The following is a 26432-nucleotide window of genomic DNA, read 5'->3' as shown; positions in this document are numbered from 1 at the left end:
GACTCACTTAGAGGGTGGTCACAAAATTCTTAGCAGATCAGTGTTATGTAGTCTAGGAAAACCCTCTGAAGAACTAATTCATCGATAGATAAACTGCTGAGTTTTGGATACAACGCACGGAAATTTCCTACGATCTTGTCATCAGGTTCAATTTCCCAAGGTAAGGGACCTCCATGATCTGTAATCAAATCAATTCGAGCTATAGTTCTGGTCAGCAACTGATTAACAGAGGAGCGAAAGTAGTAATCATCTTTATTTTTTTCTAACAGCAAGAGAGTCTCCTTTAATTCTTTTGTATGAAGGAGGCTTTGCTGACTTTTGAATACTTCTAATTCCTTCTCTTTGCTTGAAATACATTTTTTTTTCTCGTTAATATCACTCTCAAGCTGATTGATCAGCTTCACATACCTGAATCGAGATTGTTCATTCAACTCTTGAGCCGCTGACATTTCAATAGCTTGATCCATTTTTGACTCAAGCTCTTTTTGCTCTACCTGTAATGCAAATAGCTCTTTCTCGATGTCAAAACCTGCAGATTTGTTGCCCAGTAATTCGCTGAAATCAACCTCGTATAAATGCTTGAATATCGCATCTTCTACTAGAGGGAGTTTCCATTCGCGCATTTCACACCCAGCCCCTGCCAAATGATTTTGGCAAACAAGCCATTTACCACCTTTTGGCGGTACACCCCGATTTCTAACGCTCATTTTTGAACCGCAGTTACCGCAATAAACCAGACCGGAGAATAGATTTGAAAAATTTATCCCCTTTCTGCCGCTGCCAGTCTTATTTCTTCTGTCACGCGCGGCCCAAGCTAAGTGGAACTCAGTAGCCGAAATTATGGCCGGATAGTAATTTTCGATCACTTTTCCTACTGGTATACGTTGACCGCTCTCCCGTGAATTAGGCTGAAATTCCCCCAACACCGCTCTGTTCGATAAAATTTTGTTCACGTACGACTTCTGCCAAAATTGAGCATCACCAAAAACAGGGATATTGTGACGATTAAGGTATCTCGAAATCGACCATGTTCCGCTTGTCTTTGCGCAGAGCTCAAAAATGAGTCTAACTACCCTTGCACGCTCTTCGATTACCTCAAATTTTTCACTCTCTGAAGAGTAAGTTAACCAAGCTGGACAACGTGATGTTATCGGCTTCTTCTGCGCGTTGTCTCTTTTATTGTTCCAAACTGATAGACCTCGTTTAGACTTAGTTACAGATTCCTCATTTGCTCTGGTCATTATTCCAATAGTTAGAAAAAGCTGCCCAGGGTTTACCCTTACTGAATCTCTCGTATACCGCTGATTGTCAGACAGCGTTATGATCTCGATACCCTTGTTTAAAATATTGGTAAACAACGAGAATGCATCAAGGACGTCCGCACGGGATAACCGATCGAAGCTTTCGATTAAGAGAATGCTATTAGCGTCAATCTTCCCATCGTTAAGATGCTCAAGAAAAACTGAAAGAACCCCCCTTCTAGAGTTAGCACCTTTGAATCCGGACACGCCGATATCTCTCAAATCTTTCCCATCTAACGTCTCGATCAACTCTAGACCGTGAGCCTTGGCGTATTTTTCTGAGGCTTCACGTTGTCTCCGAAGACTATCTCCACTGAGCTGTTTATCTGTGGACATTCGAATGTATGAATAGGCTTTTCGCATGGCTCATCAATTATATAATAGATAATAGGACACAATGTCCTGATGGTCGGCCCTCCCGGTACCGGTAAGTCCATGCTGGCGGCACGTCTCCCCGGCATCCTGCCTGCCATGTCCGAAGAGGAAGCACTCGAATCGGCAGCAATGCAGTCCCTCGGAAGTAGCGGGTTCAGCGTTGCCAACTGGAAGCGGCGTCCCTATCGTTCCCCGCACCACACGGCTTCGGGCGTTGCTCTTGTCGGAGGCGGCAGCAATCCCCGTCCCGGGGAGATTTCACTGGCAGCGAACGGGGTATTGTTTCTGGATGAATTGCCCGAGTTCGATCGCAAGGTATTGGAGGTATTGCGCGAACCTCTGGAATCGGGACGCATCACGATTTCGCGGGCGGCACGACAGGCGGAATTTCCCGCACGCTTCCAACTGGTTGCAGCCATGAACCCCTGTCTTTGCGGCTACCTCGGACATTTCAGCGGAAAATGCCGCTGCACGTCTGACCAAGTGGCGCGCTACCGTGGAAAGATCTCCGGCCCCCTCCTGGACCGAATCGATATACAGATCGAAGTGCCCGCTCCGCCTCAAGAGGACCTGATGCGGCAGGCGCAGGGGGAATCCAGCGAAATCATCCAGAGGCGCGTGCAGGCCGCTTATCAGCGGCAACTGGAGCGCCAGGGAAGGGCGAATGCCTATCTGGCGGTAAAGGATATCGACAAATACTGTATTCCGGACAAGCCGGGGGAGAACCTGCTCGGACAGGCTATCAGCCGTCTAAATCTTTCCCCCCGGGCTTACCATCGCATTCTGAAAGTCGCGCGCACGATTGCTGATTTAGCCGCAAGCCCAGGAATTACCGGCGCCCACATTGCTGAAGCGGTGCAGTACCGGAAAATGGATCGGAACTAGAATCGCTCGTGACTGCTCTGCATCTGCTCGTCGCGCCTTTCTGCACGCGCAGGACCGGTCGGGACAGCAGGATGAGCCGGAGGAAGGATGTTTGTAGCGGCTGGAGATCAAGCGAACAGGTGGGCGATGGTGTAGATCGCCAGGCCTGCCAGTCCGCCTATCAGCGTGCCATTGATGCGGATGTACTGCAGGTCCTCGCCCACCTGCCGCTCGATGCGGTGCGTCACTGTCTGCGTGTCCCACTCCCGCACGGTGTCGGCAATCAGCCTGCCCACATCGCGCTGGTGAGACTGCACCGCTTCCACCAGCACCTCCCGCATCCAGTTATTGAGCCGCTCCCGCAAACCACGGTCCTCAAGTACAGTATCGGTGCCCGACTGTATGAGGCCCCGCATCCACCCCCTGATTGCCGAGTCCTCGCTGTCGATGTCCTCGCGCATCCCGTTGCGGAGGTCGCGCCAGACTCCGTCCGCGTAGTCCCGCAAGGCCGGATGCTCCAGCAGCTTGCGGGTGTGGGCGGCAACCTGCTCGCGATACTCGGGTGAAGTAGCCAGGTCGGAGGCAAGCTTGCCGATGGCAGCATCCAGTCGCAAGCGCAGGGGGTGGGCAGGGTCGCGCGCGATCTCCGCCACCACCTCGCGCAGGGCTGCCACCACGCTTTCCCCCACCTTCTCATCCATCGAAAGCCGCTGCCAGAACCAGGCTGTGTTTTCGCGCACCCGCTGACGGATACGGGATTCGTTCGCGGTCACATATTCATCAGCCTCGCGCAACAGCTTGTCCAGCAGCCGCTGGTGCCGCTTTTCCGCAGTGAGCATCCTCACCGCCTCCCCGAGCAAAGGGCCAAGATCGATGCGCCCCGCTTTTTCCAGCACCCCGGCCGAAACGAAATGCTGCACATGGCGCTCGTCCACCGAATCCAGCAAAGCAGCGCCGTCGCCAGACGCCCCATCCGGTTATCGGCCACGACTGGCTCTACAGGCCGCACTTCCCGATTCCTGGCTGGCGATTCCAACGGAGGCACCCGCTCGATGACTGGAGATATTATAAAAGTCTTGGTTTCAAAGCGCTTTCTGAGTCGGCTTGAGTCGTTCTGAATCCAAAGTACACTTTACCGATTGCAGTGGTCAAGACGTTTTTGCCACACCGGTGAGAGCGGCGGTAAGCGCAGCCGCACGAGGAGGTCGATATCGGCACGACTCCGTCAGCAGCGTGCGCGGCGTCCTCCCCGCGTGCAGAAGGAGTGAAGGATGTCAGTGCTCCTGTCCGCCCTTGCTCCTATCCTGCCTCCCGCTCCTCCTGTGACAGCTGATCGGGGGGCCTCCAGAGCAAAGGGAACCGAGGACGGAGAGCTGAAAACGAGCAGGAAGCGAAGGCGGGAATGATTATTCAATACGAGCAGAAAACTGTTCGTTCCGCGGGGAAGCAGCTGATGGAAGCGGAAAGGAGAGGGAGTAACGGTAACAGAATTACCGTTGGTGTGCTCTTGCCCATTCATCCGCCTCCCGTCGCGCATCGGCGATTTGCATCGGTGTCATCAGCTTTTCCATCAGTTCGCGATTCTCTTTGGCATCCTCGTAGCCGCCGGCGCTGGCGATGCTGAACCACTTGTCGGCTTCCACATAATCCTGCTTCACGCCATTGCCGTTGTAATACAGCACGCCGAGATTGGTCTGGGCGCCCGCATGCCCCTGCTCCGCGGCCTTCAGGTACCAGGCTAGCGCCTGCGCGTAATCTTGCGGCACTCCCTGCCCGCTGTCATACTTCACGCCCACGCTGTATTGTGCCCGTGCATAGCCTTGCTCTGCCGCCTTGCGATACCAGGCTACTGCCTGTTGTGGATCCTTTTCGATGCCCCGTCCCGTGTCATACCTTACCCCCAGGTTATATTGCGCATCCGGGTCTCCTTGCTCGGCCGCCTGTCGATACCATGATACCGCCTGCCGCTCATCCCTAATGACGCCTTTACCCGTCGCATACATCACGCCCAGATTGAACTGGGCAGGAGCATAGCCCTGCTCGGCCGCCTTGCGGTACCATGCCGCTGCTTCGTAAGCGTCCTCCGGAATACCGAGCCCTTTGGCATTTGCCACCCCGAGTTTGAACTGGGCCCGCGCATATCCCTGATCGGCCGCCTGGCGATACAAGGACGCTGCCTGCCGATAATCCTGCGTGACTCCTTCTCCCGTGGCGAACATCATGCCGAGATTGAACTGTGCATCCGTGTTCCCCTGCTCAGCAGCCTTGCGGTACCAGGAGGCGGCTTCCTGGTTGCTCTGCGCTACTCCCCGGCCCTTGGCGTAGAGCACGCCAAGAGCATATTGCGCTTCGCCATACCCTTGCTCGGCTGCCTTGCGATACCAGGATACAGCCTGATGGTCATCCTGCTCGACCCCCTGCCCCTTGAGATACATGAATCCCATGATTGCCTGCGCAGGTGCGTGTCCCTGCTCCGCAGCTTTCAGATACCAGGAGAGGGCGTGCCGATAATCCTTTTCCACGCCCTGGCCTTTTGCATACATTACCCCGAGATTGTATTGCGCCACCGCATATCCGCTGTCGGCTGCTCGGAAATACCAGAACATTGCCTGTTGATAATCCTGCGGGACGCCCTGGCCTTTCAGATACATATACCCCAGCATGGATTGTGCCGGTGCGTCCCCTTGCTCCGCCGCCCTGCGATACCACTTGGCGGCTTGCTCATGATCCTGTGGCACGCCGCGGCCCCGTGAATACAGCACGCCCAGATTGAACTGGGCGTCAGCATTTCCTGCATTGGCCGCTTTCCGGAAAGATTGCATTGCCTTGGTATAGTCCTTGCTGAGGACGAACTTCATCCCATCCTCGAAATCCCCCGCGATAGCCAGGGAGGCGAACAACATCAATACCGGGGCAGCCGTTACGAACCCGGATGTTGCCACTGATTTGGATAGATGCATCATTTTCACTTTCAATTCCCGATTCCATATTGCCCGCGCATTCTACCCGGCGCGCCCCTGAAGTTACAGGTGTTGCGGCATCCGCAATTTTCATTCGCGAGGTTGTTTTTTTCTTATGCGCGTTTCGAGGGAAAAATCAAAAAAGCCGGTTTATGTTTTTATGCAGCCATCCTCCAGCTTTTTCAGCAGGAGTTATTCGGGACCCGCGCAGGCTTCCAGCGTCTCCCACGCAATCCGGCTTTCATATTTCCTCCCACTGACGGTGGCAAATGCCGTAGCATTATCCGTTCGTTTCAAGGTGAGGACGAAAGAATAATCGGGATCCACTTCCTTGTCAGCATTGCTGCCGGGTTTGCCGGGATGGATCAGGGGAGTGGGCGGGCCGTAGCTGATCACTGCATCGGGATTGGAAGGCGAGTTGCGCGCATAGGTGCCTGCGAGTGCACCTTCAGGATAGGCGTAGATTTCCATTGCAGCAATATCCCGGTAGCTGAAAACCTGATATTGCAGGGTGCGGATCATCCATCGACTATCGGATTGAAGCTGGTCGACGGTGCAGCGGGCAAGTGCAGCGAGATTTCCGCTGACCTTTCCTCCATGAGTAAACGCGGACTCTTCCCAGCCGAGGCCAGCGCACGCCGCCAGCAGGGTCCCGCCCAAAGAAAAAACCAGAACCGTGATCCGTTTGATGCCTGGCTGCAAAACTCCTCCCCTTCGACAGGAACCCCGGCTGAATTACATCATGCCAATATCCGCCCAATCTAAACCTAGGCCAAAAAGAACAGCTTGTAAAGCTTGTCCGTGGCAACGGCAGAGGCAACAGCAACGGGATAAGGAAAGGCTCCTTTCATGAATCGATTTCTGAAACGCGGACGGCAGGCAAACGCCAGCAGAAATCCAGCCCTCGCAGACCCGGCACTCGTTCACCTAAGTGAAGAGTACGGTATCCGCTCACTTCATCTGGGAAGCAGCATGGTCCAGAGCGCAATGCGCATCGCTGCCCCGAATGAATTGCAGCTTGCCTATACCCAATGCATGATGTGTTTTCTGCTGTTTTGCCCACGACCCAAAAATGTTCTCATGATCGGGTTGGGAGGGGGCTCGCTGACGAAATTTGTTTACTGGCAACTGCCAACGGTTAATACGACCGTGATCGAAATCAACCCCCAGGTGGTTGCGGTCGCGCGCAGTCAATTCTATGTGCCGGCTGACGACGAGCGCCTGGAGGTGCTGATCGCGGAAGGCAGTGAATACATTGCTGCCCATCCAGACAGCACGGACATTCTGATGGTCGATGGTTTCGACGATGGCAGGCAAGTAGCTTCTCTATGCACGCAGGCTTTTTATGATCAGGCAAGTGAAGCATTGACGAGAAATGGCGTGCTGGTTGTCAACCTGCTCAGCCGCGACGGAAGAGTTCATGAATATCTCGCGCGTCTTGAAAACAGTTTCGCTGGGCGTATAACCACCATACTGGCAGAGCCTTACGGCAATCTGATCGTGTTCGCTTTCAAGCATGCGCCGACAAGGGCCGCCTGGGAAGAACTGCCAGCAACGGCAAAGATGCTGGAAAAAGAATTTTCCCTGCCATTCTCAAAGTTCGCTCAAAAACTACCCCATCGCAGACCTTTTTAAACCTGGATGGCATTTCCTGATCCCCGGAGAGGCATGGATAAAGGACGGTTAAAGCATGGTCGCCATTCTTGATTGGTTGTAGTGACTGTTAGTGAGTAATAGGGATGCCTTCAACAACAATGAGCGTCCGGGACTTCCAGTTGTTAAAGCAGTTTCTTATCTCGAAAACTTCATCTGAAGCCTTACCGCCCAGGCGAAGATTCGCGCGCCTAATAGCCATCTCGCAATAACGGACATCTTGGAATCCAGGGGCAGCGCATGTCTTACAGGAGGGGACGCGGTGGCAGCGTCCAGTACGGCCTTTGCAATGAGCTCGGGCCCAGGCGCCTCGGGCTCGTCAGCTACGAGGTTTCGCATGCCTGAGAGAAGATTTTTGTACTCAGGAGGATGAGAGATGGTCTCCAGCAATCTGAACTCTTTGGGAACAAACTCCGTCTTAATCAAGCCAGGTGCAATCAGCACCACATCGATTCCAAACTCCATGACCTCTCCCCGGACTGCATCGGTTAGCGCTTCAATAGCATATTTTGACGCCGAATACCAACCAAAACCGGGTACGGATATCCTGCTCAACACCGAAACAATGTTGACGATACAGCCCGATTTTTGGTTTCTCATGTGCGGCAGCACTGCCTGCATAAACCGGGCATAGCCGAAAAGATTGACTTCGAGTTGATAGCGGGCAGCTTCCAGGGGAACGCACTCCACCGCCCCAAGTTGGCTAATCCCAGCATTATTTACCAGCAGGTCGATCCGGCTCTTGGTCGATATAACGTACCCTATGGCCTTTCGAACAGCTTCATCATCCGTAACATCCAGGATAATTGGTTCAATCCGCTCAGAGCGGATCTGTTCGAGTCTGTACTTCCGCCGCGCTATGGCAAATACATAATATCCATTTTGAGCAAGAAGCTCCGCTGTTGCTCTTCCGATACCGCTGGATGCGCCAGTTACCAATGCAATCCCCTGGTTCATGATTCGCTCCTATCGACTTCTTGGTATTCCTATGCGTGGCTCCGCACGGTTGTTTAGTTAAGCCTGCTTTAATCTTCGCGTCAGCTAAAACCGTAGAAATCGCCAACTACTATATATGAGTTTTCATTTATGAAGGAAAAGACGGGAATACGGGATTCCCAGGAAAGGAATGCCTTGCTGAGTGAAAGGGGTAATCTGAAAATGACCGGTCAGCACATGCGTATGTTCGTGGCAATACCGCTTGGTTTTACCAGTCCTTGAGTTCTTTGGGATTGCCTTTCCTTACCGGAAACACGATGGTCGAGGTATAGGCCGAAGGATAAGATTCATTCCGAAAATCCTGCGCTAAAAGCTGGCGGAAGTCGGCGTAATAAATATTTCCTTGTCATGCAGCTTGTCCGCGTCGCAGGGCAGTGCAAGAGCAGGAACGTCGAGACCCTGGAGCGTAACCCGCACGGGCTTGCCCGACTTATTCCTCGCCGGCTCAACCTTGATATTCAGGCCGACGTGGGCTTTCCAGCGGGAGGCAAAAGCATTCAATTCCTCATATAACTGCCCGGCAGCGCCGGCAGCAGGACGATCGGGGAAATTATTCAGAGTGGCGCAGGCAGCCAGGCTCACCAGCGCTATGAATATGCCCACAGCAAAACGGGAACTATCGGATGTCATTTTTCATTTCCTCCAAGTGACTCATAACGGGTCGAGCACAAATTGGTGCTTGTTCACCGCCTCTTCCATCAGAACGGGCAGGAATCGGCATTACCTGGCTGTAAGTCAAGTCGTTATCTAGGCAGCTTTTGCTCTAACACACCGATAAGGCGGAGGGCAGGGTACTACCAGAAGGGTGAGAATGAGGATCAAGGGGCTATGCCCACGCTTGGTCCGGTACTGTTTTCCCAAAGCACTACGAATTCAGGAAAACCGCGAGTTCTTCTTCGTGCACGTAAGGGGCTAAAGAACCGTAGGTTTCCCGAGGATCGGAGGCCAGATTGGAAATAGCTTTATCCCATGCGCGTGATGTAGCCCTCTTTGGCTCACATATACACGCGCATTCAAACATGGATCACTCCTATGTAATGAGACTTGCCTTGCATACAGTACCGGGGATTTGTTACAGCCTTTATATAAAGGCGGCAGCAGTTTCTGATCAGGGTTACGGGTATATCCTGTCCTGGCCTGTGAATAGCGAGAAAGGTAGGCGTAGCTGTAATAGCGATCCTGCCATTTATCATCGCATTTTCCCCGTCTCACATAGATCTTCCCTGATGCGAAGCAGCGGGATTTGTGGTAAAGTTTTCAGGGAGTTGTAACTGGAGAATGGAAGAAAAAAGTAAGGAAGGACCATGGCGAAATTTTACGAATCCGATCACACCCGGTTCATGCGTGAACTGTTCGAGAAAAATCCGAAATTGCCGGAGGACCAGAGGGAAGCGCGCGCAATCTGGTGGGACAAAAAGCTGGACCCGGAAGAGCGCCGGCGTTTCAAGGAATCCGCGGTGCCGCAAAAGGCTTACGTCTATTTCGGAAAATAGACATCCCGCCCGGGAGCCTGGAAGCTTTTCCGGGCACCCCCCGTCCGTAAATTTCCAGTACGGCGGGAAGAAGCGACCGAAAGCGGTTGAAACACGTTACATGGCTTCGAACACCCCTGCTGCACCCATTCCGGTGCCCACGCACATGGTCACCATGCCATACTTCTGATGGTGCCGGCGCAAGCCATGCAGCAGCGTCGCAACGCGAATGGCACCGGTGGCGCCCAACGGATGGCCGAGCGCAATGGCTCCCCCGAGTGGATTAACCTTCTGCCGGTCCAATCCGAGATCATTGATGACTGCAAGGCTTTGTGCGGCAAAAGCCTCGTTCAGCTCGATCCAGTCGAGATCGTCCTGTTTCAGGCCTACCTGCTTCAGTACCTTCGGTATTGCCTTCACTGGACCGATGCCCATGATTTCCGGGGGCACCCCCGCTACCGAATAGCCGAGAAAGCGCCCCATCGGGGTCAGGTTGAACCGCTTCAATGCGCCTTCGCTTGCCAGCACCACCGCACCTGCGCCATCGGACATCTGCGAACTGTTACCCGCTGTCACCGTACCATGGGCTGCAAACACCGGCTTGAGCCTGGAAAGAACTTCCGGGTTCGTACCCGGTCGGGGGCCTTCATCGGTATCCCGAACCACTGCCACATCGCGTATTTCATGGGAAGCAATATCGGGTCGCTTTTCCACTACGGTATAGGGGGCAATTTCCTGCTCGAATTCCCCCGTCTCGATTGCTTTCAGCGCCCTTGTGTGGCTCGTCGTCGCAAACTCGTCCTGAGCCTCGCGGCTGACTTGCCACCGCTGCGCGACTTTTTCCCCGGTAATACCCATGCCATAGGCGATCGCCACGTTTTCATCGCGCAGGAATATGGCCGGATCCAAAGCCGGCTTGTTGCCTGACATAGGTACCATGCTCATGCTCTCGGTGCCGGCCGCTATGATCACATCGGCCTCTCCCAACCGGATACGGTCGGCGGCAAGCGCCACGGTCTGCAATCCCGATGCACAGAAACGGTTCACTGTCATTCCGGGCACGCTGTTCGGCAACCCCGCCAGCAGGAGCGAGATGCGTGCGACGTTCAATCCCTGCTCCGCCTCCGGCATGGCGCAACCTGCTATCACATCCTCGATGGCAGCAGGGTCAAGGCCTTCGCACTGATTAACGGCAGTCTTCAATACGTGGGCGAGCATGTCGTCGGGGCGCACGGTCTTGAACATTCCGCGCGGCGCCTTGCCTACCGGTGTGCGGACGGCAGATACAATGTAAGCCTCGCTGGTTTGCTTCGTTGTCATGATGAATTTCCTTTACGCTGATTCACAATAAAAACGATGATGGCTTTGACCGCCCTCGGCTTCCCTGCCGCACTACTGAGAACTGCTTTCGTTGCCTTTTTCGTTCTTATCTGCGTTGTTCTTTTTGATCAGCTGTAAGTCGTTAAGTTGCGAGCTTTCCTCAGTTCCTGAGGGGTTTTCCTGTTTTCAAGGTATGCTCGATGCGTGCCTGGGTCTTTTCGGTTGCCAGCAGTTCGATAAACGCATCCCGTTCGAGTTCCAGGAACCATTCCTCATCGACCAGGCTTCCGGGAGTGAGTTCGCCCCCGCACATCACCGAGGCAATCTTGGTGCCAACCAGAAAGTCATGATCCGAGATGAAATTGCCTTCATGCATGTTAACCAGCATGCCTTTGATGTTCGCGATGCCGGTTGCGCCGGCAACCGGGATACGGCGCGCTCTCAGCGGAGGGCGATAGCCCGCCTCCGCCATTGCCACCGCAAGCGCCTTGGCAATATAAAGCAGTTCAAACCGGTTCATCACGATTTCGTCGGCACGCCGCAGATATCCCAGCTCCTTGGCTTCCTCCGCACTTTTCGACACTTGCGCCGTGGCCACGCTTTGAAAGTAATTTTTCAGTACGGGAAAAGGATCGCCGTCTTTCGCCTTCTGCGCTGCGCGCAGCGCCAGCTCCTTGCAGCCTCCTCCCGCTGGCAGCAATCCGACGCCCGCTTCCACCAGTCCGATATAACTCTCTAAGGTAGCGACCGCACGGTCACAATGCATGACGAATTCGCATCCGCCGCCCAGCGCAAGGCCATCCACGGCTGCAACCGTTGGAATCATCGAATAGCGCAACGCCTGCGAAGTCTGCTGGAATTGCGCAATCATCGCTTCCACTTCCGCCAGCTTTCCCGCCATCAGGGCATCCGCAAGATTGAGCTTGCGCGCAGCCTTGAGTACGGCGGATTGCGCCGTTTTCTTGAATTTCTTCGCCAGTACGTTGAGAGCTGAAGGAGGTTCTTCGTTCTTCAAGCGCTCGGTTGCCTTCTTCAGGTTGGCGCCAGCAGAAAAGGGGGGCTCGGTCTGCCAGATTATCAGGGCACGCCAGTTACGTTCAGCTTCGTCTATCGCCTGTTGAATTCCATCCAGCACGTCACTACCGATAGTGTGCATCTTGCTCTTGAAGCTGAGTATGGCAATGCCGTCGTCGCCCTTTTCCGTGCGACCCCCTGCTTCAGCCTTTTCCGGCATGCTCCACATCCGCACCGCCTGGGTTTCAAATACGGTCTGGCCGTATTGGGGTTCTTCGCTCAGCAGCCGGTCGGGAAACAGTTGCCGCCGGTATACCGGTAGCAAGGAGCGTAGCCGAAAACTCTTGCTCGAAGGCGCGTAAGAACCGGGCTTCCTGTGTACTCCCTGTATGTCCGGGTTGACTGCCTGCGCCGGACTTTGCCCCAATTCGTGTACCCACTCGGGCAGCGAAACATTGCTCATACTCTTTCCAGCAGCAATATCTTCGCTGATCCATCCGCTGATCTCGCCCCATCCGGCGGCCTGCCAGGTTTCAAACGGACCCTGGGTCCAGCCGAAGCCCCAGCGCATGGCAAAATCGAGGTCACGGGCATTGTCCGCTATTTCCTCGAGATGGACCGCACAGTAATGAAACAGGTCGCGAAACACCGCCCACAGGAACTGAGCTTGCGGATGAGGACTGGCGCGTAGGGCTCCCAGTTTACCGGCAGGGCTTTTGTCTTTGAGCAGCTCCGCTATGTCAGGGTCCGCCTTGCCCGCCGAGAGCACGTATTCGTTTCGCGCAATATCCAGCACGTGAATATCCTTGCCTGTTTTCTGATATACCCCTCGCTTCGTCTTCTGGCCGAGCGCGCCTTTGCCTATCAGGCCTTGCAACCAGGGGGGCACTGCATAGTATTCGTGCCAAGGGTCATCCGGCAGCATTTCGCGCATGGTATTGATCACGTGGGCAAGAATATCCAGTCCCACCAAGTCGGCAGTACGGAAAGTCGCACTTTTCGGACGCCCAATGAGGGAACCGGTCAAAGCGTCCACCACATCGAATCCAAGCCCGAACTCGCTTGCGTGATGCATGGTGGCAAGCATGGAAAATACACCAATCCGGTTGGCAATAAAATTGGGCGTATCTTTCGCGCGGACGACACCCTTGCCCAGGGAAGTGACCAGGAAAGCTTCCAGGTCGTCGAGCATGGCGCTATCACTGGTTGTACAGGGAATCAATTCCACCAGGTGCATGTAGCGCGGCGGATTGAAAAAATGGATACCGCAGAAACGGTGGCGCAGGGTTTCAGGAAACACCTGCGCCAGTTGATTGATGGACAGCCCCGATGTGTTGCTGGCGAAAATTGTGCGTTCCCCCAGATACGGCGCTATTTTTGCATACAGCCCCGTTTTCAGATCCATGCGCTCCGCAATTGCTTCGATTACAAGATCGCACTCCCCAAGCAGTTCAAGGTTCTGGTCGTAGTTCGCTGGCTGTATGAATGTCCCTCTGGCTGTGCTCGACAGCGGTTGGGGCTCCTGCTTTTTAAGATTTTCGATTGCCTTGACTACATTCGCATTGGGATCCTCTCCGGCGGAAAGCTCGAATAAGAGGGTTTCAACGTTCGCATTGATCAGATGGGCTGCAATCTGCGCTCCCATGACTCCTGCGCCGAGAACGGCGGCCTTGCGCACGGTGAATCCAGAATTATTCACTTTTGCCTCCAATACGATATGTCCACATCACCCGGGAGGAACCACGCGCGGCTTGCGATGCTCATCGACCGCAACATAGGTTAGCACCGCCTCCGTCACCCGATAGCATATTTCCTTGTCGCCCTGCCGTAATCCGCGCTGCGCATACACGACCACATCCACCGTGATGGAAGTCCGTCCAATCCGGACGATATCGGCATAGAAGCTTACGACATCGCCGACGAATACCGGTTGCTTGAATACGAAGGAATTCACGGCCACGGTTACGACGCGACCGCGAGCCCGGCGGATGGCGGGAAGGCTGCCGGCAATATCCACTTGCGCCATGATCCAGCCCCCGAATACGTCTCCCGCATAATTCGTATCCGTAGGCATCGGTACCAGCCGCAGCACCGGATCGGAACCCTCAGGCAGCGATACCTGAGATTCAGTGTCACTGTCTGTCATTTTTCATGATTTCAACTGTTCACTCTACCGTGAATTTTTCGGCATTGCAGGGAATGATCTGCTCATTACTTCGTGTAGAGCCTGTCCACCTCGCTTTTGTAGTGGTTCTGCACATAAGTGCGCCGCAGTTTCAACGTCGGGGTCAACATCTGATTCTCGACTGTCCACGGCTCGGCCACCACGGCAATGCGATATATTTTGGCATAACCCGGAAATCCTTTGATCTGATAAGCGATCCGTTCCAGCAGGATTTCTTCGAACTTCGGATCGCCCCCTAGACGGCGCCAGTTCCGGTCGAGATGGTATTCGTCAGCCATGCTTTCCCAATTTCCGGAGTTGAGAACTGCCAGCACCGCTAAATGAGGACGTCCCTCGCCAACCACCATGACCTGTTCAAATAACGGATCGCGTAGAATCGCCGCTTCCATGTTGGCAGGTGGAATCTTTTCCCCGGTCGACATGACAATGATTTCCTTTACCCGGCCGGTAATGGCGATATGCCCGGCCTCATCGATTTCCGCGATATCGCCCGAATTGAGCCACCCGTCCGGGGTCATTACCGCTCGCGTGGCCTCCTCATTGTTCCAGTAGCCGAGCATGACGTTGGGTCCGCGAATAAGCAAGGCATTCTGCTCGCCGAGCTTCACTTCCACCCCTGGAATAGGCCGTCCGACACTCGCCGGAACATTGTCCTCGATCGTATTGCAGCAAACCACCGGGCTGCTTTCCGTCATACCGTAGCCCTGGAGGATGGGCAGGCCCAGGCCGATAAATATGCGGGAAACCTCGCTCGATAATGCGGCTCCGCCGCTCATTGCTGCGCGCAGCCGCCCTCCCAGTTTGCTCATCACCTTCTTTGCCACCAGTATTTCCAGCAACGGCCACAGCGCATGGGAAAAATGCTTCTCGGCGCGCCCCTGCTGATACTCGAACCGGTTATACCCGATCTCGACTGCAAGGTCGAACAGCCTGCGGCTCAGCAGGGGCCCCTCCGCCAGCTTGGCGCGAATGCCGGCATATACGCGCTCATATATTCGGGGCACCGAAACGAGGATGGTCGGCCGGATGATCAGCAGATCCTCCTGCAACTGGGGAATCGAGCGCGCATACGCCACTGTCGAGCCCCGCATCATCGGCACGTAATAACCGGCAGTCCGTTCAAATGTGTGGGACAGCGGTAAAAAGGAGAGCAGCACGTCGCTTTCTTCGATCGGTACGACCTGCAGGCAGCTATGGGCATTGGTCAGTATATTATGATGGCTGAGCATCACGCCCTTGGGATGCCCGGATGTACCCGATGTATAAATGATGGTAGCCAGCTGGTGCGGGTCACGTGCGAGGACACGGCTGGGCGGGACTTCTTCCGGAGCCTGATGCTCCGGCTCCGCAGGAAGCTGATAGAGGGGTTCCACGCTTGGCAACGACTCGGTCGGTCTTTCGCCGGGGAACCACTCCGGCAGCCAGTCATGCAGCGCAAGCACGAGCTCGTTTCCTCTATGACCCTGCCTGACGCTGCCCTGGATAATGATGACGCGTACAAGCCCTGTCATCTGGTCACGCACTTCCGAGAAAGCAAGCCACTGCCCCAGTTCCTCCAGCAGAAGTACCTTGACGCCTGCATCCTGAAGGATATAAGCCGCATTATCCGGGCGATCAGTGGGATAGAGCGGCACTACCACCAGCCCAAGCCTCAGCGCAGCCTGTTCGAACATTACCCATTCCGGGCAGTTTCTTAACATTATCCCGACGCGGTCACCCGGTTTAAGCTTTTCCTTCGATAGCGCAATCACCCAGTGTGCAATGCGCTCATCCATTCGCGCCCAGGAAAGATCACGCCACTTGCCGCTCGATCGATCATAATCCCGATAGGCTATCGCTTCGGGCGTGCGGCGCACCCGCTCGCGGAACAATCCATCCAGAGTTCCCGCAGTTTCCACCGGAATGATGCCCGCCATGTCCTGTCTTCCAGATGTTGTAGGGATTTCCGCGTCGCTGGGCGTCGCTGCCGGAGATAATGCCGATCGAACCTGCTGCCGGCTGGCGGAGACATTATTCATATAGTGCTCATGCGTTGATTGGCGAAGCAGCTTCAGCTGCCGCGTCCGATCTCGAGCCGAAGTCAGAAGGAAAATCGTCCACCATGATCACGCGGCGGCGCAAGGCTCCCATTTTTTTCAATATTTCCAGTTCCGTAGACGTAATGACTCTTTGCTTCAGGGCAGCCGCGATACTCTCTTCTTCCTGCGCGGGAATCTGCCCGCTCTTTATCGCCGTACGCAGCTTGGCTTCCGTTGCCTCACAGGACACTGCATGCTGCAGTGCCTGTTCCAGAATATTCAGCGGCTCGTCTTTGGCTGTGGGTATGTAAATACCGGCAGTGAGGCGATCACGCGCGTCGCCGGGCGCCAGCATCAATGTCGCAATTTTTTGTTCCAGCTCGTCCGGGGGCGGAGAGAACGGTTTGCCCAGCGGAAACACCATGAATCGCAATACGCGTCGTGTGAATCCGGTAGCGGGAAAATTATCCAGTACCCCATCGAAGGCCTGTTGCACGCGATACAACGCATCCTGCATGGACCAATGCAGCAGCGGCAAGTCAGAAGGGGGTCGGCGATCATCGTTAAAGCGTTTCAGCACAGCGGAGCATAAATAGAGAAGGCTTAGAATATCGCCCAGGCGTGCGGATAAACGCTCCCTGCGTTTGAGCGACCCGCCCAGAACCAGAAGGGAGATATCAGCGAGAAAGGCGAAAGAGGCCGAGCAACGCGTCAGCTGGCTGTAGTAATCCTGTACTTCCGGATCCGTGTTCAACGGCGCCTTCGCAAACCTGCCGCCGGTAAGACCGTGCATGAGCGATCGCAAACCATTGCCGACCGTAAAGACAAAATGCCCGGCCAGAGCCTTGTCGAATTCCACCAGCCCCCGCTTCGTGTCCAAGTCTCCGGCGGCACGGATTTCCTTCAGCAGGTATGGATGGCAGCGTATCGCGCCCTGACCGAAAATGATCATGTTTCGCGTGAGGATGTTGGCGCCTTCCACAGTGATGCTGACCGGAATCTGCTGATAGTTGCGCCCCAGGTAGTTGCCCGGCCCCAGGCAGATGCCCTTGCCTCCATGCACATCCATTGCATCATTGATCACCTCGCGTCCCCGCTCAGTGAGATGGTATTTGACAATGGCGGAGATCACGGAAGGCTTTTGCCCGAGATCCACCGCTCCCGCAGTCATCATTCGCGCCGCATCCATCATGTAGGTATGACCCCCGATGCGTGCAAGCGCTTCTTCGACACCCTCAAAAAATCCGATAGGCTGTTTGAACTGCACCCGTACTCTGCTGTAAGCGCCCGTTGCGCGTGTGGCCAGCTTGGCTCCGCCAGTGCTGGTGGCGGGCAGGGAGATGGAGCGGCCGGCAGCAAGGCAGTTCATCAGCATGCGCCAGCCTCGTCCTACCCCCTCGATCCCCCCGATCACATACTCCATGGGGATGAAAACGTCCTTTCCAGAATTGGGGCCGTTCTGAAAGGCGGCATCGAGCGGAAAATGGCGGCGACCGATCTCCACACCCGGCGTATCAGTGGGAATCAGCGCCAGGGTGATGCCAAGATCCCTCTGCCCACCCAGGAGTCCATCCGGATCATGGAGCTTGAATGCAAGTCCAAGGAGGGTCGCGACCGGGCCGAGCGTGATGTAGCGCTTCTCCCAGGTCACGCGCATGCCCAGCACCTTCTCATTACCGTTGAACGTGCCATAACATACGATGGCCGAATCGGGAATGGCGCTTGCATCCGAACCTGCTTCAGGTCCCGTGAGCCCGAAACACGGCACCTCCAATCCCTTCGCCAGCCGCGGAAGATAGTAACTCTTCTGCTCTTCCGTGCCATATTGCAGCAGCAGTTCAGAGGGACCCAGCGAATTCGGCACCATTACGGTCACTGCAGCGGTACCACTGCGTGAACTGATTTTCAGGATGACCTCGGAGTGCGCGAACGCGGAAAAGCCGAGCCCCCCGTACTCCTTGGGAATAATCATGCCAAAAAAACCCTTGTCCTTGATGAACTGCCATACGTGGGGCGGCAGATCATGCAATTCCCGCGTGATCTGCCATTCATCCAGCATCGCGCACAGTTCTTCCACAGGACCGTCCAGAAAGGCTTTTTCTTCCGCCTGCAGCTTGGGCTTGGGGAATGCCAGCAGCTTGCTCCAGTCCGGTCTGCCGCTGAACAGCTCTGCCTCCCACCATACCGTGCCGGCATCCAGCGCTTCCTGCTCGGTTTGCGAGATATGGGGCAGAATCTTACGGAAGATTTTCAGCAGGCGGCTGGAAATGAGGATGCGGCGCACCTGCGGTACGAAAATGATGACGCCGGCAACTAAAATCAGCGTCAGAAGCAGAGATGAGATCAAGGCAATTTTCCTTGGTAGGTTTGTGACACCTGTAAAAAACCGGCTCCCTATACTCGTGCAGCTTCTCAGCCGTCACCCGGAGCGGGGGTACCGCGAACATTCATCTTGTTATCCACTTTCTTCACTCCTTCAACCATCCACGCGAGCATGTTGACACGATCCAGTTGAGCCTGGTTATCCGCAAAACCGCTCAGCATTACCGTTCCATTATGCGCTTCCACCCGGATGTCGAGATGCCGGACCTCCGGATCCAATTTCAAGGCGCCCTGTATCGAACTGTTGAGAGTGCTGTCATCCACAACCGCCTGGGGTTCCGGCGTCTTCCATGATTCATGCACCTTCTCTTCTTGTCCGCAACCCGCCAGGGAGAGGGCGCCTGCGAGGGCGACGGCTGCTAAGGCTATGGGTTTATATCTATCGATCATTTTATTTTTCCTGGTCAGAATAAAAAATACCAATCTCGCGCTGATTAAATAATTACCGATTATGAAACCTCTGTAAACTTCAATCCAGTGTTGAGGAGGTATGTTTTCACCTGTTCAGGCAGATTTTCTTGCAGGCAGTCGAATTCTCTGGTTTCTTTCATGGAACGAAGCCAGGTGAGTTGGCGTTTCGCCAATTGCCGGGTAGCGGCCAACGCCATTTCCCGCATTCGCAATGCGTCGGTTGCGTTTTCCAGATGCATCCACACCTGCCGGTAACCCACGCACCGCATCGAAGGGTTCTCATCACTGAGATAGAATTTATCACGGATTGCCCGCACCTCATCAATTAATCCATGCTTCAGCATTTGCTCGAAACGACATGCGATGCGCTGGTGCAGGGCCTGACGGTTGCCGGGAACGAGCGCAATCTTGACAACTTCGTAAGGTAGTGAAACATTTTTCGGCTTCCTCAGTGTTTCCGACATGGGTTTGCCGGTGAGATAGAACACTTCCAGCGCACGCTGTATGCGCTGGCTGTCGGTTGGTTTGATGCGTTCCGCGCTGACGGAGTCCAGCCGGAACAACTCCTGGTGCATCGCGGGCCAGCCGCTTTTTCGGGCTTTGGCTTCAATCGCAGCGCGCACGTCGCTGTCCGCGGAAGGAAGTTCCGAAAGCCCCTCAAGGAGCGTCTTGAAATAGAGCATCGTGCCGCCCGCCAGAAGCGGAATACTGCCCCGGTCCGCAATCTCCCGCATTGTGCGCAGCGCGTCAGTGCGGAACCGGGCAGCAGAATAATGCTCATGCGGATCGATCAGATCGATGAGATGATGAGGCGTGGCCGCCAGCGCTTCCGGGCCTGGTTTCGCGGTGCCGATATTCATGTGGCGATAGACCTGCGCGGAATCCACGCTGATGATCTCCACCGGAAGATAACGTGCGATATGCAGCGCGAGGGCGCTTTTCCCGCTTGCCGTCGGCCCCATCAGAAAAATTGCAGGCGGATAAGGGGAATAGCCCGTTTTTTTTTTCATTCCGGGTTCTTCTGCCCTGTTCGGTCACGATAGCCGGGAAAAGGCTATCCCTATGGTAATTGCCTGTGTCGTGGATCAACCTCTATATTTTCGCCAAAGCGCTTCGTACAGTTCCCGGTTTGCGTTGCGAGTGATTCGGGATTGAAATCTGTTTTATTCAAGGGATTAAACGCGATATTCGATTGAATGACAAGCATTGGTTTTTTCGGTTAGAATCCGTTCCTTGACTTGGCGCCCAAGCCCTCCCCGTTGCCCAAACCGATTCTATTTTATGATTCTTGTACTTAGCCCGGATACCGGACCTGAAAGTCCCGACTACAAGCAGTTATTGGCATATCTTGCCAATATGCCGGGAATATCCACTCGAGTGCGCACCGAGGTCGGCAGCGAGCAGACGCTCACCGAAGTGTACCTGATCGGGAACACCAAGGCGCTGTTGGTCGAGGATATGCAAAACCTGCCGTGTGTAGAGCAGGTTGTTCGGATCTCGGAGGAGTATCGTGTTCTTGGCCGGCACAAGGATGATCACCGGCCTACTTATTTCGATTATAACGGAGTGCGTTTCGGTCAGGATACCCTGAATGTTTTTGCCGGACTGTGCGCAGTAGATACGCTCGAGCACGTAGAACTGATGATGCAGGCGCTGCGGGACAACGGACAAGTGTGCACCCGCATGGGAGCCTACAAGCCCCGTACCAGCCCCTACTCGTTTCAGGGCCACGGCAAGGCCTGTTTACCCTACGTATTCGAACTGGCCGGAAAATATGGCATCCGGGTGATAGCCATGGAAATCACCCACGAATCTCACCTCGAGGAAATCTGTGATGCGCTTTATCGCACCGGCAATGCCACCGGGGTAATTCTGCAGATCGGCACGCGCAACACACAGAATTTCGAGTTGCTGAAAATAGTGGGACGCCAGCAGGATTTTCCGGTGCTGCTCAAGCGGGGTTTTGGTATTACCCTCGATGAATCTCTCAACGCTGCGGAATATCTGGCATCCGAGGGCAACCGTAAAGTCGTTTTCGGTCTGCGCGGCATGAAAACCAACATGGGGGATCCGCATCGCAATTTTGTCGATTTTGCCCATGTGCCAGTGGTCAAGCGACTGACGCGCATGCCGGTCTGCATTGATCCGTCGCATTCGGTCGGAATGAGAGCCGCGTCTCCGGATGGCATACTCGATATCATGCATGCAACGGTGCAGGGCGTCATCGCCGGCGCCAATATGATACTGGTGGATTTTCACCCCGCGCCGGGGAAAGCGTTGGTGGATGGACCCCAGGCGTTGCTGATGAGGGAATTGCCGCTTTTCCTGGAAGACGTGGCTATTGCACGGAAAGCTTATGAGCAGCGTGTTGCCCTTGCCCAGCGTTATCAGGAAGATACCGAGCCGGCGCTGCCTTCCTCGGTACAAAGCGCCTGAATTGCCAGTCTGAATTTCTTTTCGAATAGACACCAGGCACGCCGCGCCGCCAGCTGCCTCAGCTTCCCCTTTCTCATTCTTTCCAGTCCTTCTCCATGGACGTGCCGGAAGGGAGCAGCGTGACGTGATACGTCACGTCCTGATCCTGCTGTTCGCGTTGTTTACATCGGCTCTCATGGATTCCGGCAATGCTGGCGGCGTAATTCGACCGTCATCCTCCCCAGGTTTTGCCACTCCCGCAACAGGAACATGTTTATCGGGTTTTCCGACGACAGTGACGGACGATGACGGTCGCCGTGTTCGGATGACTCACGCTGCAATGCGCATCATTTCACTTTCACCCAACGTCACTGAACTGATATTTGCTGCTGGAGCTGGGAAAAAACTGGTTGGAGTCAGCAGGCACAGCAATTATCCGGATGCCGCAAAATCCATTCCCGACATAGGGGACTCATTCAGTCTGGATCTTGAGAGAATTGTCGCACTACAGCCCGATCTGCTGCTGGCCTGGCGCAGTGGCAATGCCAGAGCCGATATCGAGAAGCTGGAAAGACTTGGCCTGACTGTTTTTGCGACAGAAGCAGTCACGCTGGCCGATGTGTCGCGCCTGCTGCGAATTATCGGCACGCTGGCGGGAACATCAGGGCCGGCGGAACGGGCAGCGAAAGCCTATGAAGAGGAATTGCAGGGGATCCAGAGCAGCTACAGCAACCGGCCCAGGGTCAGCGTATTCCAGTTGATCTGGCATCAACCGCTGATGACGATAAACAACCAGCACCTCATCAGCGATGTCATCCAGATATGCGGTGGCACGAATGTGTTTGCGCGGGAATCTTCCCTGACGCCGGTGGTGTCCGGGGAAAACCTGCTGGAGGCGGACCCGGATGCCATCATCAGCAGCGTCTCACTGGAGCAGGACGAAAGCGCGCCCGCTGAAGTCAAGGCTTTCCTCCGACAGTTTTCGCCGCTCAGCGCGGTGAGGAATAACAATGTATTTTTTGTGCACCCCGATCTGATCCAACGGCAGACGACGCGTGTGTTGCGGGGCGCCCATCTGGTTTGCGAGCAGCTGGAATGCGTTCGTTCCCGCCGGAAAATCGTCCGCCTGCCTGATTCCTGATTTTCGTGCCCCCCCATGAGCCTGCACCGGCAGGCGCTCAGGAAAGCGGATTTGTCAATCAGGAGGATAAGAATTTCTCTTGAGAAAACAGATGAATGGTAAAATAAGTGTTTATGCTTTTGCCTTCCCCGGTCTGCATTAAATGCCTCACGATTTGTAGAATGACTGGCACTCGCAGGCATGCAGAGGTTATACAAAGGATTAAATTGAGGGTATAGGTCGAATGCTGACCGTACCGCCAGCGGTATTTGTGCTTGAATGAGGTGTATTTAATGGAAAACGGCGAAATGATCAAGGTATTGCTTGCAAACCCTCGCGGTTTCTGTGCAGGCGTGGACCGGGCAATCGAAATTGTCGAGCGTGCACTGAGCGTGCATGGCGCGCCGATCTATGTGCGCCACGAAGTGGTGCATAACCGTTTCGTAGTGGAGGATCTGGAAAAAAAGGGAGCAGTATTTGTCGAGAACCTCGATGAAGTTCCAGCCGGCAGCATTCTGATCTTCAGTGCTCACGGAGTTTCCCATGCGGTGCGACGCGAAGCCGAGGCGGGACAATTCAAGGTATTCGATGCCACCTGTCCGCTCGTGACCAAAGTCCACATTGAAGTGGCAAAGATGCGGGACCAGGGAAGAGAAATCATCATGATCGGCCATGCGGGACATCCGGAGGTGGAAGGTACCATGGGCCAGGCCGAGGGAGATGGTCCTTCCATGTATCTGGTGGAAACAGAAGAGGATGTCGAGAAACTGCAGGTGCAGGATCCGGCTCACCTGGCTTACGTGACCCAGACCACCTTGTCCGTGGATGATGCCAATCGGGTGATCCAGGCCCTGAAAGGCCGTTTCCCCAATATCCTCGGTCCCAAAAAGGATGATATCTGTTACGCCACCCAGAACCGGCAGGATGCGGTAAAAACGATGGTCAAGCAGTGCGATCTCGTGATTGTGGTGGGCTCGCCCAATAGCTCCAACTCCAACCGTCTGTGTGAAGTCGCGAGAAATGCCGGCGTGGACGCGTACATGCTGGACCGGGCGGAACAATTGCAGGAAGCCTGGCTGAAAGGCAAAATGCGGATCGGTATTACCGCGGGGGCATCGGCGCCGGAAGTGCTTGTACAGGAAGTCATCTCGCGACTCAGACAAATCGTGTCAGAGCAAGCGGAAAGGGAAGTGGTGGTGGAAGAGCTGAGAGGAGTGGTAGAGTCAGTGGTGTTCCCATTGCCAAGAAACTGATCACGGCTTTTCATCGGATAGTTTTACTTCCTTAGATCGGAAACACCTTGCTTCCGTCCATCAGTGCCCGCTCGGGCTGACGCGGCAACCTCACAACGACACAGCGGGTAGCTGCGGTATTCATCTCCTACTTCTCACCGAGTTTCGGCATTCATACGCATGCAGGGTGCTCCAGAGTTTTTACAAGTTCATTCGATCCGACTGTTTCAACCCATAGCAAAATGCAACACATATACGAAAAGGCAAGAAAGATCACGATGGTTATCTTCGATGTGGATGGCGTGCTCACGGACGGGAGCCTCTATCTCACGGACGGAGGTGAGGAAATCAAAGCGTTCAACAGCCAGGATGGCCATGGCCTGAAAATGCTCAAGGCCACGGGAGTCAAGGTGGCGCTTATCACTGGCCGTCAGTCCCGCTGTGTGGATTTGAAGGCAAAGGACTGGGGCGTTACCCTCGTCTATCAAGGCGCAAAAAACAAGCTTCCCGCATTCGAGGCCTTGCTTGAGGACCAGCACCTGGATGCCTCCGCCTGTGCATACGTGGGAGATGATCTGATCGATCTGCCGATCCTGCTGCGCTGCGGTCTTGCCATCTCTGTACCTGCCGCCCCTGCCCTCGTGAAAAAGCACGCGCACTATATCACCCGTCTGGAAGGAGGGCGAGGGGCGGCGCGCGAGATCTGCGAAATGATAATGCAGGCGCAGGACACGCTGGACGCGCATCTTGCGACTTATCTCACATGATGGGTCACCTTCGCTTCGGATTCCTTTTCGTTATAGTAGCCCTGTTTGCATCATTGCTAACCCTGCTGAATCAGGACGGGCCCACACCTTTGCTTGCGCCGGAGAGCATATCGGTACGGGCGCCTGACTATGTTGTGGAAGATTTTTCTGCCATTCGCACGGATGAGAACGACGCGGGATACAAAATGCTTCTCGGAAAAAAAATGGTGCATTATCCCGACGATGATTCGGCTGAGCTGGAACAACCCCGCTTAATTACTATCGAACCCGGTAAACCTTCAGTACAACTGCAGGCGGATAATGCGAAGATGTCTGCCGAGGGCGAAGACATTTATTTGAGTGGCAATGTGGTGATCGTCCGAAACGCGGGTAAAGGCCGCGGTGAAACAATCTTGACAACCAGTCTGCTGCATCTCATTCCGGACCAGGACATTGCGCGAACGGACAAGCCCGTGGAGATAACTGAAACAAACGCCACTATCAGAGCGATTGGAATGGAAATGAACAATCGTACGGGCCACACGGAATTGTTGTCGCAGGTAAAGGTCGTGCATGACAAGAAACGCTAGGTTCTCTTTTACTGCTCCCATGAAACCCCTATCTGTCGCTTTTCTCGCTGTAATGCTCTTCAGCGCACCGGTTCGGGCCGAGCGGGCCGACAGCGAGAAGCCTGTGCATCTGGAGGCCGACCGTGCCACCGTGCAGGATGCCAACAAGCTGGCTACCTTTATCGGCAATGTCGTACTGACACAGGGAACACTGATTATTCGCGCGGATAAGATGACAGTGAAGGAAGACGCCAACGGTTTTCAATATGCCACTGCATTCGGCAATCTTGCCAGTTTTCGCCAGAAGCGCGATGGCAAGGATGAATACGTGGAGGGCTGGAGCGAGCGTATGGAATACGATGGCAAGGCCGACAAGGTTCAGCTTTTCAAGAAAGCAAGGTTGAGGCGCGGAAAGGATGAAGTTCATGGGGATTATATTTCCTATGACGCAGTCAACGAATTCTTCCAGGTAAATGGCGAGGGTGGAACGAGCACCCAAACCCATTCGGAGGGCAGGGTGCGAGCGGTGATACAGCCCAAAAAGAAGGAGCCCAAACCCGAGGCAGACAATTCATAAACGAACATCATTATGGAACTTCCCCTCTCTTCAGCCCGCGGCCATGCCGATCATGCTTCCCAAGCCCCCGAAGCTCCCCTGGTTTCCTCAGGAAAGAGAAGTGAATTCAGGGCGGAAAATCTGAAAAAAAGCTACAAGTCGCGCACGGTGGTGCATGATGTTTCTCTTTCGGTTAAAAGCGGAGAGGTTGTCGGCTTGCTGGGTCCCAATGGCGCAGGCAAGACCACCTGTTTTTACATGATGGTGGGCCTTGTCCCGCTGGATGGGGGCAGCATCGTCCTCGATGAGCTTGACCTCAGCCAGATGCCCATGCATGAGCGCGCGCGCCTTGGTTTGAGTTATCTGCCACAGGAAGCTTCGATTTTCAGGCGACTCTCGGTAGCCGACAATATTCGCGCTGTACTGGAATTGAAAAACCATGGGGCTGACGAGATGCAGCAGCATCTCGACAATTTACTGCATGATCTGCATATCAGTCATATACGCAACAGTCCGGCCATCAGTTTATCGGGCGGGGAACGTCGGCGCGTCGAAATTGCCCGTGCGCTGGCGACAGGACCCCATTTCATCTTGCTGGACGAGCCGTTTGCCGGAGTGGATCCCATTGCCGTGCTGGACATCCAGAAAATTATCCGCTTTCTGAAGGAGCGGGGCATCGGTGTGCTGATCACCGACCATAATGTACGGGAAACATTAGGAATCTGTGACCATGCCTTTATCATAAGCGACGGCAGGGTGCTGGCGAGCGGCAGTCCAGACGAAATCATTTATAATGAAAACGTGAGAAAAGTCTATCTGGGAGAACATTTCCGCCTTTGAAAA

The 26432-nt window shown here is 54.7% G+C and carries 23 protein-coding genes and 1 pseudogene; 11 read left to right on the top strand and 13 right to left on the bottom strand.

Annotation, left to right across the window (positions count from 1 at the left end; all coding sequences use genetic code 11):
- Positions 1-29 precede the first annotated feature (29 nt).
- Positions 30-1664, bottom strand: coding sequence for a recombinase family protein (locus tag NMUL_RS00560; RefSeq protein WP_011379471.1), 1635 nt, complete (start codon positions 1662-1664; stop codon positions 30-32).
- A gap of 27 nt (positions 1665-1691) precedes the next feature.
- Between NMUL_RS00560 and NMUL_RS00555 the strand changes: the two are divergent.
- Positions 1692-2561: pseudogene (locus NMUL_RS00555) on the top strand (YifB family Mg chelatase-like AAA ATPase); the annotation flags it as partial.
- A 107-nt stretch (positions 2562-2668) separates the two neighbouring features.
- Here NMUL_RS00555 and NMUL_RS00550 read toward each other — a convergent pair.
- The 3 genes from NMUL_RS00550 to NMUL_RS00540 form a co-directional block, all read right to left on the bottom strand.
- Entirely contained in the window at positions 2669-3487 is an 819-nt protein-coding gene (locus tag NMUL_RS00550; RefSeq protein WP_011379469.1) for a DUF445 domain-containing protein, read from the bottom strand.
- A gap of 543 nt (positions 3488-4030) precedes the next feature.
- Positions 4031-5503 carry an SEL1-like repeat protein gene (locus NMUL_RS00545; RefSeq protein WP_238529839.1) on the bottom strand — a complete coding sequence of 491 codons (1473 nt, stop codon included), beginning with the start codon at positions 5501-5503 and terminating at the stop codon, positions 4031-4033.
- A gap of 189 nt (positions 5504-5692) precedes the next feature.
- On the bottom strand, positions 5693-6202 hold the full coding sequence (locus tag NMUL_RS00540) for a hypothetical protein (protein WP_011379467.1): 510 nt from the start codon (positions 6200-6202) through the stop codon (positions 5693-5695).
- Between the two features lie 147 nt (positions 6203-6349).
- Here NMUL_RS00540 and NMUL_RS00535 point away from each other — a divergent pair, with 147 nt between their 5' ends.
- Positions 6350-7135 (top strand): polyamine aminopropyltransferase, encoded by a 786-nt coding sequence (locus NMUL_RS00535; RefSeq protein ID WP_011379466.1) that lies wholly within the window; start codon positions 6350-6352, stop codon positions 7133-7135.
- Positions 7136-7291: 156 nt separating this feature from the next.
- Here NMUL_RS00535 and NMUL_RS00530 read toward each other — a convergent pair whose 3' ends face one another.
- Positions 7292-8110 (bottom strand): SDR family NAD(P)-dependent oxidoreductase, encoded by an 819-nt coding sequence (locus tag NMUL_RS00530; RefSeq protein WP_011379465.1) that lies wholly within the window; start codon positions 8108-8110, stop codon positions 7292-7294.
- A 129-nt stretch (positions 8111-8239) separates the two neighbouring features.
- Between NMUL_RS00530 and NMUL_RS16440 the strand changes: the two genes are divergently transcribed.
- Positions 8240-8371, top strand: a complete 132-nt coding sequence (locus tag NMUL_RS16440; RefSeq protein ID WP_256326994.1) for a hypothetical protein — start codon at positions 8240-8242, stop codon at positions 8369-8371.
- Between the two features lie 84 nt (positions 8372-8455).
- Here NMUL_RS16440 and NMUL_RS00525 read toward each other — a convergent pair whose 3' ends face one another.
- On the bottom strand, positions 8456-8779 hold the full coding sequence (locus NMUL_RS00525) for a hypothetical protein (protein ID WP_011379464.1): 324 nt from the start codon (positions 8777-8779) through the stop codon (positions 8456-8458).
- 674 nt (positions 8780-9453) lie between these two features.
- Between NMUL_RS00525 and NMUL_RS00520 the strand changes: the two genes are divergently transcribed.
- Positions 9454-9642, top strand: a complete 189-nt coding sequence (locus NMUL_RS00520) for a DUF3460 family protein (protein WP_011379463.1) — start codon at positions 9454-9456, stop codon at positions 9640-9642.
- A 96-nt stretch (positions 9643-9738) separates the two neighbouring features.
- On the opposite strand, the gene NMUL_RS00515 is transcribed toward NMUL_RS00520, so the two are convergent.
- The 7 genes from NMUL_RS00515 to miaA all read right to left on the bottom strand — a co-directional run bounded on the left by NMUL_RS00515 (position 9739) and on the right by miaA (position 19961).
- A complete protein-coding gene (locus tag NMUL_RS00515; RefSeq protein ID WP_011379462.1) occupies positions 9739-10941 on the bottom strand; it encodes an acetyl-CoA C-acyltransferase in 1203 nt (400 codons plus the stop codon).
- 160 nt (positions 10942-11101) lie between these two features.
- Complete coding sequence (locus tag NMUL_RS00510) at positions 11102-13654, bottom strand: 3-hydroxyacyl-CoA dehydrogenase/enoyl-CoA hydratase family protein (RefSeq protein ID WP_011379461.1); 2553 nt, start codon at positions 13652-13654, stop codon at positions 11102-11104.
- Positions 13655-13681: 27 nt separating this feature from the next.
- Entirely contained in the window at positions 13682-14101 is a 420-nt protein-coding gene (locus tag NMUL_RS00505; protein ID WP_011379460.1) for an acyl-CoA thioesterase, read from the bottom strand.
- Positions 14102-14166: 65 nt separating this feature from the next.
- Positions 14167-16158, bottom strand: coding sequence for an AMP-dependent synthetase/ligase (locus tag NMUL_RS00500; protein WP_011379459.1), 1992 nt, complete (start codon positions 16156-16158; stop codon positions 14167-14169).
- A gap of 7 nt (positions 16159-16165) precedes the next feature.
- The gene (locus NMUL_RS00495; RefSeq protein ID WP_011379458.1) at positions 16166-18505 is read right to left on the bottom strand and encodes an acyl-CoA dehydrogenase; all 2340 of its coding nucleotides are present in this window, start codon (positions 18503-18505) and stop codon (positions 16166-16168) included.
- A gap of 65 nt (positions 18506-18570) precedes the next feature.
- Positions 18571-18930: a BON domain-containing protein gene (locus NMUL_RS00490; protein ID WP_011379457.1), complete on the bottom strand. Its 360-nt coding sequence runs from the start codon at positions 18928-18930 to the stop codon at positions 18571-18573.
- A 59-nt stretch (positions 18931-18989) separates the two neighbouring features.
- The gene (gene miaA, locus NMUL_RS00485) at positions 18990-19961 is read right to left on the bottom strand and encodes a tRNA (adenosine(37)-N6)-dimethylallyltransferase MiaA (RefSeq protein ID WP_011379456.1); all 972 of its coding nucleotides are present in this window, start codon (positions 19959-19961) and stop codon (positions 18990-18992) included.
- Between the two features lie 271 nt (positions 19962-20232).
- Between miaA and NMUL_RS00480 the strand changes: the two genes are divergently transcribed.
- From NMUL_RS00480 to lptB, 7 genes are all read left to right on the top strand, one after another.
- A complete protein-coding gene (locus NMUL_RS00480; RefSeq protein WP_011379455.1) occupies positions 20233-21387 on the top strand; it encodes a 3-deoxy-7-phosphoheptulonate synthase in 1155 nt (384 codons plus the stop codon).
- A gap of 124 nt (positions 21388-21511) precedes the next feature.
- A complete protein-coding gene (locus NMUL_RS00475; protein ID WP_011379454.1) occupies positions 21512-22507 on the top strand; it encodes a cobalamin-binding protein in 996 nt (331 codons plus the stop codon).
- Between the two features lie 287 nt (positions 22508-22794).
- On the top strand, positions 22795-23739 hold the full coding sequence (ispH, locus tag NMUL_RS00470) for a 4-hydroxy-3-methylbut-2-enyl diphosphate reductase (RefSeq protein ID WP_041352697.1): 945 nt from the start codon (positions 22795-22797) through the stop codon (positions 23737-23739).
- Between the two features lie 221 nt (positions 23740-23960).
- Entirely contained in the window at positions 23961-24485 is a 525-nt protein-coding gene (locus NMUL_RS00465; RefSeq protein ID WP_011379452.1) for a KdsC family phosphatase, read from the top strand.
- Positions 24482-25054, top strand: coding sequence for an LPS export ABC transporter periplasmic protein LptC (gene lptC, locus NMUL_RS00460; protein ID WP_011379451.1), 573 nt, complete (start codon positions 24482-24484; stop codon positions 25052-25054). Before NMUL_RS00465 ends, lptC begins: the two co-directional genes overlap by 4 nt.
- Positions 25038-25610, top strand: coding sequence for a lipopolysaccharide transport periplasmic protein LptA (gene lptA, locus NMUL_RS00455; RefSeq protein ID WP_011379450.1), 573 nt, complete (start codon positions 25038-25040; stop codon positions 25608-25610). The genes lptC and lptA overlap by 17 nt, the downstream gene beginning before the upstream one ends.
- Positions 25611-25622: 12 nt before the next feature.
- On the top strand, positions 25623-26429 hold the full coding sequence (gene lptB, locus NMUL_RS00450) for an LPS export ABC transporter ATP-binding protein (protein WP_011379449.1): 807 nt from the start codon (positions 25623-25625) through the stop codon (positions 26427-26429).
- Positions 26430-26432 lie beyond the last annotated feature (3 nt).

The organism is Nitrosospira multiformis ATCC 25196, assembly GCF_000196355.1.
Taxonomy (GTDB): domain Bacteria; phylum Pseudomonadota; class Gammaproteobacteria; order Burkholderiales; family Nitrosomonadaceae; genus Nitrosospira; species Nitrosospira multiformis.
The sequence above is the reverse complement of the archived record's forward strand: the minus strand, read 5'-3'. Positions and strand labels throughout refer to the sequence as shown.

What these genes read in the sequence shown, in the direction of transcription:
- NMUL_RS00545 (WP_238529839.1), bottom strand. Translation starts at nt 5,503, where the DNA reads ATGATGCATCTATCCAAATCAGTGGCAACATCCGGGTTCGTAACGGCT.
- lptA (WP_011379450.1), top strand. Translation starts at nt 25,038, where the DNA reads ATGACAAGAAACGCTAGGTTCTCTTTTACTGCTCCCATGAAACCCCTA.
- NMUL_RS00530 (WP_011379465.1), bottom strand. Translation starts at nt 8,110, where the DNA reads ATGAACCAGGGGATTGCATTGGTAACTGGCGCATCCAGCGGTATCGGA.
- NMUL_RS00480 (WP_011379455.1), top strand. Translation starts at nt 20,233, where the DNA reads ATGATTCTTGTACTTAGCCCGGATACCGGACCTGAAAGTCCCGACTAC.
- lptB (WP_011379449.1), top strand. Translation starts at nt 25,623, where the DNA reads ATGGAACTTCCCCTCTCTTCAGCCCGCGGCCATGCCGATCATGCTTCC.
- lptC (WP_011379451.1), top strand. Translation starts at nt 24,482, where the DNA reads ATGATGGGTCACCTTCGCTTCGGATTCCTTTTCGTTATAGTAGCCCTG.
- NMUL_RS16440 (WP_256326994.1), top strand. Translation starts at nt 8,240, where the DNA reads ATGAAGGAAAAGACGGGAATACGGGATTCCCAGGAAAGGAATGCCTTG.
- ispH (WP_041352697.1), top strand. Translation starts at nt 22,795, where the DNA reads ATGATCAAGGTATTGCTTGCAAACCCTCGCGGTTTCTGTGCAGGCGTG.
- NMUL_RS00465 (WP_011379452.1), top strand. Translation starts at nt 23,961, where the DNA reads ATGCAACACATATACGAAAAGGCAAGAAAGATCACGATGGTTATCTTC.
- NMUL_RS00525 (WP_011379464.1), bottom strand. Translation starts at nt 8,779, where the DNA reads ATGACATCCGATAGTTCCCGTTTTGCTGTGGGCATATTCATAGCGCTG.
- NMUL_RS00505 (WP_011379460.1), bottom strand. Translation starts at nt 14,101, where the DNA reads ATGACAGACAGTGACACTGAATCTCAGGTATCGCTGCCTGAGGGTTCC.
- NMUL_RS00515 (WP_011379462.1), bottom strand. Translation starts at nt 10,941, where the DNA reads ATGACAACGAAGCAAACCAGCGAGGCTTACATTGTATCTGCCGTCCGC.
- NMUL_RS00520 (WP_011379463.1), top strand. Translation starts at nt 9,454, where the DNA reads ATGGCGAAATTTTACGAATCCGATCACACCCGGTTCATGCGTGAACTG.
- NMUL_RS00490 (WP_011379457.1), bottom strand. Translation starts at nt 18,930, where the DNA reads ATGATCGATAGATATAAACCCATAGCCTTAGCAGCCGTCGCCCTCGCA.
- NMUL_RS00500 (WP_011379459.1), bottom strand. Translation starts at nt 16,158, where the DNA reads ATGAATAATGTCTCCGCCAGCCGGCAGCAGGTTCGATCGGCATTATCT.
- NMUL_RS00535 (WP_011379466.1), top strand. Translation starts at nt 6,350, where the DNA reads ATGAATCGATTTCTGAAACGCGGACGGCAGGCAAACGCCAGCAGAAAT.
- miaA (WP_011379456.1), bottom strand. Translation starts at nt 19,961, where the DNA reads ATGAAAAAAAAAACGGGCTATTCCCCTTATCCGCCTGCAATTTTTCTG.
- NMUL_RS00560 (WP_011379471.1), bottom strand. Translation starts at nt 1,664, where the DNA reads ATGCGAAAAGCCTATTCATACATTCGAATGTCCACAGATAAACAGCTC.